The organism is Neokomagataea anthophila (genome assembly GCF_018122595.1).
GTDB lineage: Bacteria > Pseudomonadota > Alphaproteobacteria > Acetobacterales > Acetobacteraceae > Gluconobacter > Gluconobacter anthophilus.
In genome coordinates this window covers 1-224 of record NZ_JAGRQH010000201.1, presented here as the reverse complement: position 1 = coordinate 224, position 224 = coordinate 1, and the positions used below count along the sequence as shown (strand labels likewise).

At 39.3% G+C, this 224-nt stretch carries 1 pseudogene; it reads right to left on the bottom strand.

The features are described 5' to 3' along the window. A pseudogene (locus tag KB213_RS12475) lies at positions 1 to 224 on the bottom strand (cytochrome c); the annotation flags it as partial.

Below are 224 nucleotides of genomic sequence, written 5' to 3'. Positions count from 1 at the left end.
AATATGACAGAATGCTTTGGGTCTGGCACAAATGGTTTTGCATTGGCAAAAAACAGGTCCCACCCCCACATAGATATTCGTATATTATTAGGAAAAGGGAGTTTAGTTAAGGGCGCAGCTTTATCAATAGGCAATACGCCATTCATATAATAAGCGTAGAGATCTTTAATATCACGGTCTGTTAAACGCGCATTAGACGTATAAGGCATGGCTGGATACAAATA